We start from the raw sequence: 7,573 nt of genomic DNA on the forward strand, positions 1-7,573 counted from the left end.
AACTCGACCAACGACAAGCTCGACCGATGGTCTGCGGCGTCCCCTACTTCTTGCGCTTCTCCCGGGCTCGGACCTCGATGTGCACCGGGGTTCCGGCGAAACCGAACTCCTCGCGCAGCCGGCGCCGCAGGAACCGGATGTAGCCCGGGTCGAGTTGGCCCGAGGTGAACAGCGCGAACGTCGGCGGCGCGGTGTGCGCCTGGGTGCCGAACAGGATCCGGGACTGCTTGCCGCCCCGCACCGGATGCGGATGGGCCGCGGTGACGCGTCCGAGGAAGGCGTTCAGCTTGCCGGTCGAGACCCGGGTCTCCCAGCCCTCCAGCGCGGTCTCGATCGCCTTCGACAGCCGGTCGACGCCGCGTCCGGTGAGTGCCGAGATGTTCACCGAGGGCGCCCAGGAGAACGCCTGGATGTCCTGCTCGATCTCGCGGTTCAGGTAGCGGCGCCGCTCCTCGTCGGTCAGGTCCCACTTGTTGTAGGCGATCACCAGCGCCTTGCCGGCCTCTTCGGCCATGGTGATGACCCGCAGGTCCTGGTCGGCGATCGGTTCGGACGCGTCGATCACCACCACGCACACCTCGGCCCGTTCGATCGCGGACGCGGTGCGCAGCGACGCGTAGTACTCGTGGCCGGACGCCTCCTTCACCCGCCGCCGGATCCCGGCGGTGTCGATGAACCGGTAGACGATGCCACCCACCTCGACCAGCTCGTCGACCGGGTCGACGGTGGTGCCGGCCACGTTGTCGACCACCGAACGCTGCTGGTGGGCCAGCTTGTTCAACAGCGACGACTTGCCCACGTTGGGACGTCCCACGATCGCCACCCGGCGCGGACCGCCGATCTCGGCCTCGGACTCCCGAGGAGCCTCCGGCAGTGCGGCCATCAGGGCGTCGAGCAGGTCGCCGGAACCGCGTCCGTGCAGCGCCGAGACCGGGTGCGGCTCCCCCAACCCCAGGTTCCACATCATCGCCGCCTCGGCCTCGTTGCGGGCGTCGTCCACCTTGTTGGCGGCCAGCACCACCGGCTTGCGACTGCGTCGCAGCACCTGCACGACCGCCTCGTCGACGTCCTGGATGCCGACCGAGGCGTCCACCACGAACAGCACCGCGTCGGCGGCCGCGATGGCCAGCTCGGCCTGCTCGGCGATCTGCGCAGCCAGCCCCTTGGCGTCCGGCGCCCAGCCGCCGGTGTCGACGATGACGAACTCGCGTCCGCTCCAGGTCGCGTCGTAGGAGACCCGGTCGCGGGTCACCCCCGGCACGTCCTGGACGACCGCCTCACGGCGTCCGATGATCCGGTTGACCAGCATCGACTTGCCCACGTTGGGACGTCCGACGACAGCCACCACGGGCTTGATCAGTTCCTGCTCCGGCTCACTCACTGCCGGCCTCCGTTCCGGCTCGGGCCTGTTCGGCCAGTTCGATCACGGCGTCGACGACCTGCTCCAAGGACAGCAGGCTGCCGTCCAGGCTGACCACCCCGTCCGCCGCGGTGGTGAAGTTCACCAGGGTGGAGTCGTCGGCGTCCCGGCGCAAGATCTGATCCCGCAGCGCGGCGTCGTCGATCTGGCCGCCGTGGTCCAGCTTGCGGCGGGCCATCCGGATCTCCGGATCGGCGCTGAGCAGCAGCCGGACGTCGGCGTCCGGGGCGACGACGGTGGTGATATCGCGGCCCTCGGCGACGATCCCGTTCGGCGCGGCCTCGATGATGGCGCGCTGCCGGGCCACCAGGTTCTCTCGGCAGGCCGGGATGACCGCCACCGTGGAGACGTTGCTGGAGATCCGCTGCGAGCGGATCTCGTCGGTGACATCGCGGCCGTTCACCCGCACCCACGGCCGCGCCGGGTCGGTGGAGATCTCGATGTCGGCACGGACGACGGCGTCGGTCACCGCGTCGGGGTCAGTGCCGTCGACACCGGAATCCAGGTAGGCGACGGTGACCGCCCGGTACATGGCGCCGGTGTCCAGGTAGGCCAGTCCGAGCCGGTCGGCGACCCCACGGGCGGTGCTCGACTTGCCCGAGCCGCTGGCCCCGTCGATGGCGATCACGAGCGGTTTCGTCATGGTTCTCCTCACAGCGACTCGGAATAGCGCAGCGTCCAGCCGGCCTCGGTCATGGCCTCTTCCAGCCCGGCCCGGGCGGCCTTGGTGACCCCGACGGCGAGGTAGCCGACCTCGCGTTCGGGGTCGTGGTCGATCCGGATGTCCTCGACGTTCACCCCGGCGGCCTCGACGTCGGCGAACAGCCTGGCCAGCGCACCCGGGGTGTCCGGGATCGCGACGATCACCTCGGCATAGGCGGTCTTGCCGGTGCCGTGCTTGCCGGGCAGTTCACGGACCCCGCGGCGTCCGTCGGCCAGGAAGCGGCGCAGCGCGTCCTCGTCGCCCCAGCCGTCGAGCAGCTCGTCCAGGGTGTCCCGGACGGCCTCGAGTTCGGCGCGCACCGCGTCGGCGTTGGCGCTGATGATCTGTGTCCACAGTCGCGGGTCGGACGCCGCCACCCTGGTCACGTCGCGGACGCCCTGGCCGGCGAGCCGCAGGTGCTCCTCCGGGACGTCGTTGAGCCGGGTCGCGGTCAGGCTGCTCATCAGCTGCGGCAAGTGGGACACCTGGGCCACGGCCTCGTCGTGGTGGGTGGCGCCCATGCTGACGATCCGGGCACCGCAGTTGCGGGCCAGCGCGTGCACGGTGAGCACCGCCTTCGCTCGCGAGGTGTCGTGCGGCGTGATCACCCAGGTGCGATCCACGAACAGGTCGGCCCGTGCGGTCAGCGGACCGACCCGTTGCGAACCGGCCATCGGATGCGAGCCGACGTAGCGAGCCAGGTTGAGGCCGCGTCCCCGGAGATCGGCCAGCACCGTGCCCTTCACCGAACCGACGTCGGTGACGGTGGCTTTCGAGTAGGTCTGCAGCGCCGCGGCGATCTCGTCGGCCAGCATGGCCGGCGGCACCGCGACGACGACCAGCCGCACGCTGGCCGGGTCGATCGGGTCGGTGGTGCCGGCGCCGCGAGAGGCCGCCACCTTCGCATGCGAGGACAGCCGGTCGATCAGGTGCACCTCGACGCCGGCCTTGACCAGGGCGGCACCGACCGACGCCCCGACCAGCCCGGTTCCGATCATCACCGCTGGGGTCAGGGTTGGTTCGTTCACTGGCCGCCCTTCTGCACGAAGGAGCGCACATACTCCTCGGCATCGCTCTCGAGCACCGAGTCGATCTCATCGAGCAGGGCGTCGTAGTCCACCGCCGGTTTCGTGGCGGCCGGGGTCACCTCGACCTGCGGCTCCTCGGCGCGCGCAGTACTGCGCTGACGCTGGATGCGCTCGGCCATGGTTCCTCCTGTTCGACGAGATAGCCTATCGCGCTCGGCCGGACGGCCGTCCGCAGGGCCCGTTGCCGGCCCGTGGGACGCCGGGGACGGTTCTTTTCGTCCCACTCCGGAACCGGCGCCAGGTGGGGGCGGTTCCCCATCGGTCCGATCCGCACCCTGAACACGACCCGGTCGCCGGCTCTACAGTTAGGCCCGTGTCGGACGAACCTGTGCCCGTGTCGGACGAACCCACGCCCCGCACCCTCACCCAGACCGTGCTGATGACGCCGGAGACGGCGAACTTCTCCGGAAAGGTGCACGGCGGGCATTTGCTCAAGGTGCTCGACCAGGTCGCCTACTCCTGCGCCAGCCGATTCGCCCGGCACTACTGCGTCACCGCTGCCGTCGACGGCGTCTGGTTTCGCCGGGCGGTGCATGTCGGAGAGCTGGTCACCTTTCTGGCGTCGGTCAACTACACCGGGCGGACGTCCATCGAGGTCGGCATCCGGGTGGAGGCAGAAGACATCCTCACCGGGGTGCGTCGGCACACCACCAGCTGCTACTTCGTGATGGTCGCCCTCGACGAACAGGGCAAGGCGATGCCGGTTCCGCAGTTCGAGCCGGGCACCGACCTGGAGAAGGAACGCTGGGCGAAGGCCGAGCAACGCCGAGCCGCACGCCTCACTGGACGCGATCAGAGCGACTGAGGCCACCGCCTCTCTCGACCGGCGACGGCTCCTGGGGCGAAGCCGCCCCAAGCCGCCACGCCTCCCCGGGCAGCGACGATTCAGAGCCCCGCGATGAAGGCGTCCAGGCCGCCGGCGTGCGCCACGGCGTCGGCGGCGCCGTCGAACGGGTCGTCCAGCCGCAGCCGGCGGCGTCCGCTTCGGGTCTGCAGCAGGATCCACGACCAGTCGATGCCCAGCACGTCGGACGTCCGTTCGGCCACCAGCCGGCCGCGCAGGTGGGCGCGGGTGTCGTCCGGCGGCTCAACGACGGCCCGCTCGACCTCGGCGTCCGTGGTGAGCCGGGGCATCCGTCCGGCCCGAACCAGCGCGGCGTAGGGGCTGGCCCGGTCGTCCAGGTCGGCCCAGGCGAGATCGAGTTGCGCCAGCCGCGGGTGCGCCCAGTCCAGCCCATCGCGGCGCCTGAAGCTCTCCATCAGGTTGAGCTTCGCCACCCAGTCCAGCTCGGCGCAGCCCAGCGGTTCGGACGCCAACCGGTCGAGAGTCGATCCCCACACGTCGACGATCTCGGCATCGGCGGAACCCGCAGCCTGCACCTGAGATCGATACTCCTGCTGGATAGCAACGGCGGTCAGCCGCCGTCCGTCGGTGAGTTCCAGCGGAGCGGTGCAGGTCAGGTCGCGACTGACGGTGCGGACGGCTCCCAGCGGGTCGGCCAGCATCGGCGGACGCAGCGCACCGGCATCGATCGCGGCCAGAACCGCGGACGCCGTGCCCAGCTTGAGCAGGGTCGCAGTCTCGGAGCGATTGGCGTCCCCGGCGATGACGTGCAGCCGGCGCCAGCGGCGCGGGTCGGCGTGCGGTTCGTCCCGGGTGTTCACCAGCGGACGCCGGGTGGTGGTCTCCAACCCGGTGATCGCCTCGAAAAAGTCGGCCCGCTGGGACAGCTGGAAGCCCGGCGCCCCACTGGACTGCCCCAGGCCCACCCGTCCGGCGCCGGTGAACACCAGCCGGGTGACCACGAAGGCCAGGAAGCCCTCGACGATCCGCTCCCACGGCGTCGCCCGGCTGAGCAGGTAGTTCTCGTGGTAGCCGTAGGAGGCGCCCTTGCCGTCGGTGTTGTTCTTGAACACCCGCACCGGTGTCCCGAGCCGCTCACCGGCGGCGACCGCGGCCCGGGCCACGATGGCGTCACCGGCCAGGTCGGCCAGCAACGCGGCCCGTGGACCGGTTACCTCCGGCGTCGAGTACTCGGGGTGGGCGTGGTCGACGTACAGCCGGGCGCCGTTGCCGAGGAAGCGGTTGTGGGCGTCCTCGACCGGGACCGGGTCGCCCTGATCGGGCCTGGCCAGCGTCCCCGGTCCGGCATACGCGTCGACGACGGCCGCCGAGAGCACGGTGGGGTGCAGCTCGGGCCGTTTCGGCGCAAGGATGCCGTACTCGGTCTCAGCGCCCAGCAGCATGCCCCTCATCGTAGGGTTGAGGCCATGAAGTGGTGGTGGACGCTGGGTGTCGATCTGCTTGTGGTGCTCGTATTCGCCACCGTCGGACGGTTCTCCCACGCCGAAGGCCTCGACCCGGTCGGGGTCGCCGTGACCGCCTATCCGTTCGTCGTGGCCCTGCTGGGCAGCACGGTGGTGCTGCTCGGCCTGAAGCGTCCGCCCGAACGGCTGCTCAACGGCGTGCTGGTCTGGCTCGGCACTCTGGTCTTCGGGATGTGGATTCGCGCCAACGCCGGCGGCGGCGTCCAGCCCAGCTTCATCGTGGTGGCCGGGATCTTTCTCGCCGTCACCATGCTCGGCTGGCGGCTACTGGCCCGGCGACAGCTGAGCCGCAAGCCGACGGCTTAGCCTCGATCCACCGATGGGCGGCGTAGCGAGCGGCACCAGATGGGTGCAATGGCAAGCCGGGAACGCGAAGGCGTACCGGGTCGTACGGTGAGCGGGCCGGCGACGCCAGTGCGCCCAGCTGGGGTCGCGCAGTAGGCGCAGATCGGTGGATTGGGGCTTAGCGTTCGAACCCCGCCTCGGTCAGGTATCGACTGAGGCGATCCAGGTAGCGCGCCGGTAGATCGCTCGCAGCGGCCAGCGGTGTGGCCGCGATCGCGGAGGCGAGTGCGTCGGGCAGGTGTCCTGCCAGTTCGGACACCCGCAGCCATAGCTGTTCGGCGTCGATGCCTGCTCGGCGGGCGAGTCGATCCCAATGCGGACGTCGAACCCGCCCGAAGCGTCGCTCACCGCCGATCGCCATCGCGAGCGTTCGGAGACCCGAGCCCGGCTCAGCGTCGTAGGGCAGGCTGCTCGCCACGTCGTACAGCGGAGCGAGCGTCGAGCCACGCCCACCGAGCAGGATCGAGTAGTTCTTGGCGTGCCCATCGGAGGCGCCCACGAGATAGTTGAACGCCAGCGCATCGATGAAGCGGTGCAGACCGTCCACCGGATCACTGGTGCCCCGGAGCAGGTCGATGATCTGGGCCGCGCCCGGGCCACCGTCCTGCTCGTACTTGCGATTGCGGGAGACCGACAGGGCCATGCAGGCATCTTCCTGATGCGCACGCACGATTCGGCCCGCGCGCTCCCGCCGGTCGAACCGGGTCACGATCACGGCGGGCTCGCCATCGAACTCCGCGTACTGGGTGACAGCCGTCGGCAGTCCGAGGCTTCGCGCGGCGGTCATGGTCAAGTGCTCGTTGAGTCCCTGCGCTCGGAAACCGGCCACCCCCGGCTTGAGGATGTGGGTTGTCGGCTCGTCGCCGATCGCCTCGTTCCAACCGCCGTCCCAGCGCAGAGCCAGCTTTGACTGCGCACCGCCCAGGCTCCACCGCTCCCCCTCGACGGTCCACGCCGCGGGCTCGGTGCGGAGTGCGCGCAACCGATCTCCGAGCGCCCGTTCATCGAGGGGCACCAGTTGCCCTACCGGCTCGTCCAGCGTCTCACCGAGATGCAGCTGGACTGCTCCGGGCGTGTCCAGTCCCATCCGAGTGAGCAGCGCGAACGGATTCCGCGCCGAGACCCCGAAGCCGGCAGCCCACCGGTCGCGGACGGCCTGATCGTCAGGTAGCAGCCCGTCGAGCCAGGGAAGCACGATCCGCTGCCGGTACCGTCCGGCAGCCAGCGGCATCGCACTCGACAGTGGCGTGGCCCCAGGGTCGGCCAGGTAGTCAGCGTCGTACTCGAAGGTGAGTTGCGGATCCTGCACGAACACGCCGGCGCGGCGTCCATCGAGGAACGCGAACAGCCGATGGGGACGCTGCGCAGCCATGTCAGCGTCCGAAGAAGGAGTCGAGATCGGGGGTGGGCGCCTCCGGGGCGTCCGCCAGCACGACCTCCGCGTCCAGCGCCCGGACGACGGCGATCACCCCGCCGATCTCAGCCCTCGGGTGCCCGTGCTCGATGCGCGACACGAGCTGGCGAGTGACACCGGCGCGGGCCGCCACGTCACCCTGGGTGAGGCCCATGGACTCACGCCGGAGCCGGAGCCTGGCTCCAAGATCCTGGGTCGACCGTGAACCGCGCTGCATGAATGGCAGCGTACGCGTACATCTGAAGATGTTCTAGTACCGTAACAAGCTCTCGGCG

9 protein-coding genes are annotated in these 7,573 nt (G+C 70.2%); 2 read left to right on the plus strand and 7 right to left on the minus strand.

All coding sequences use genetic code 11. From position 1 onward, the window contains the following. Positions 1-43: 43 nt before the first annotated feature. The 4 genes from der to QM582_RS03780 are packed head-to-tail and all read right to left on the minus strand — an operon-like array spanning position 44 to position 3,330. Positions 44-1,381: a ribosome biogenesis GTPase Der gene (gene der, locus QM582_RS03765; RefSeq protein ID WP_415081888.1), complete on the minus strand. Its 1,338-nt coding sequence runs from the start codon at positions 1,379-1,381 to the stop codon at positions 44-46. Further along, positions 1,374-2,063, minus strand: coding sequence for a (d)CMP kinase (cmk, locus tag QM582_RS03770; protein WP_415081890.1), 690 nt, complete (start codon positions 2,061-2,063; stop codon positions 1,374-1,376). Before cmk ends, der begins: the two co-directional genes overlap by 8 nt. Before the next feature lie 8 nt (positions 2,064-2,071). Continuing rightward, positions 2,072-3,151 carry a prephenate dehydrogenase gene (locus tag QM582_RS03775; protein ID WP_415081891.1) on the minus strand — a complete coding sequence of 360 codons (1,080 nt, stop codon included), beginning with the start codon at positions 3,149-3,151 and terminating at the stop codon, positions 2,072-2,074. Beyond that, a complete protein-coding gene (locus QM582_RS03780) occupies positions 3,148-3,330 on the minus strand; it encodes a ubiquitin-like protein Pup (RefSeq protein WP_415081892.1) in 183 nt (60 codons plus the stop codon). The genes QM582_RS03775 and QM582_RS03780 overlap by 4 nt, the downstream gene beginning before the upstream one ends. Positions 3,331-3,524: 194 nt before the next feature. Between QM582_RS03780 and QM582_RS03785 the strand changes: the two genes are divergently transcribed. Next, a complete protein-coding gene (locus QM582_RS03785) occupies positions 3,525-4,016 on the plus strand; it encodes an acyl-CoA thioesterase (protein WP_415081894.1) in 492 nt (163 codons plus the stop codon). Between the two features lie 80 nt (positions 4,017-4,096). Here the strand turns inward: QM582_RS03785 and QM582_RS03790 are convergent, their stop codons facing one another. After that, entirely contained in the window at positions 4,097-5,458 is a 1,362-nt protein-coding gene (locus QM582_RS03790) for a proteasome accessory factor PafA2 family protein (protein WP_415081896.1), read from the minus strand. A gap of 24 nt (positions 5,459-5,482) precedes the next feature. On the opposite strand from QM582_RS03790, the gene QM582_RS03795 reads away from it, so the two are divergent. Further along, positions 5,483-5,845: a DUF3054 domain-containing protein gene (locus QM582_RS03795; protein ID WP_415081898.1), complete on the plus strand. Its 363-nt coding sequence runs from the start codon at positions 5,483-5,485 to the stop codon at positions 5,843-5,845. A gap of 157 nt (positions 5,846-6,002) precedes the next feature. On the opposite strand, the gene QM582_RS03800 is transcribed toward QM582_RS03795, so the two are convergent. After that, positions 6,003-7,256, minus strand: a complete 1,254-nt coding sequence (locus QM582_RS03800) for a type II toxin-antitoxin system HipA family toxin (RefSeq protein WP_415081900.1) — start codon at positions 7,254-7,256, stop codon at positions 6,003-6,005. Between the two features lies 1 nt (position 7,257). Then, positions 7,258-7,515, minus strand: a complete 258-nt coding sequence (locus tag QM582_RS03805; protein ID WP_415081902.1) for a helix-turn-helix domain-containing protein — start codon at positions 7,513-7,515, stop codon at positions 7,258-7,260. Positions 7,516-7,573: the final 58 nt, after the last annotated feature.

Source organism: Micropruina sp., assembly GCF_047607385.1.
In the GTDB taxonomy this organism is placed as follows: domain Bacteria; phylum Actinomycetota; class Actinomycetes; order Propionibacteriales; family Propionibacteriaceae; genus Micropruina.

Excerpts from the sequence above, each read along its gene's own strand:
- QM582_RS03780 (WP_415081892.1), bottom strand. The coding sequence starts at position 3,330 with ATGGCCGAGCGCATCCAGCGTCAGCGCAGTACTGCGCGCGCCGAGGAG.
- QM582_RS03790 (WP_415081896.1), bottom strand. The coding sequence starts at position 5,458 with ATGCTGCTGGGCGCTGAGACCGAGTACGGCATCCTTGCGCCGAAACGG.
- QM582_RS03805 (WP_415081902.1), bottom strand. The coding sequence starts at position 7,515 with ATGCAGCGCGGTTCACGGTCGACCCAGGATCTTGGAGCCAGGCTCCGG.
- QM582_RS03800 (WP_415081900.1), bottom strand. The coding sequence starts at position 7,256 with ATGGCTGCGCAGCGTCCCCATCGGCTGTTCGCGTTCCTCGATGGACGC.
- cmk (WP_415081890.1), bottom strand. The coding sequence starts at position 2,063 with ATGACGAAACCGCTCGTGATCGCCATCGACGGGGCCAGCGGCTCGGGC.
- QM582_RS03795 (WP_415081898.1), top strand. The coding sequence starts at position 5,483 with ATGAAGTGGTGGTGGACGCTGGGTGTCGATCTGCTTGTGGTGCTCGTA.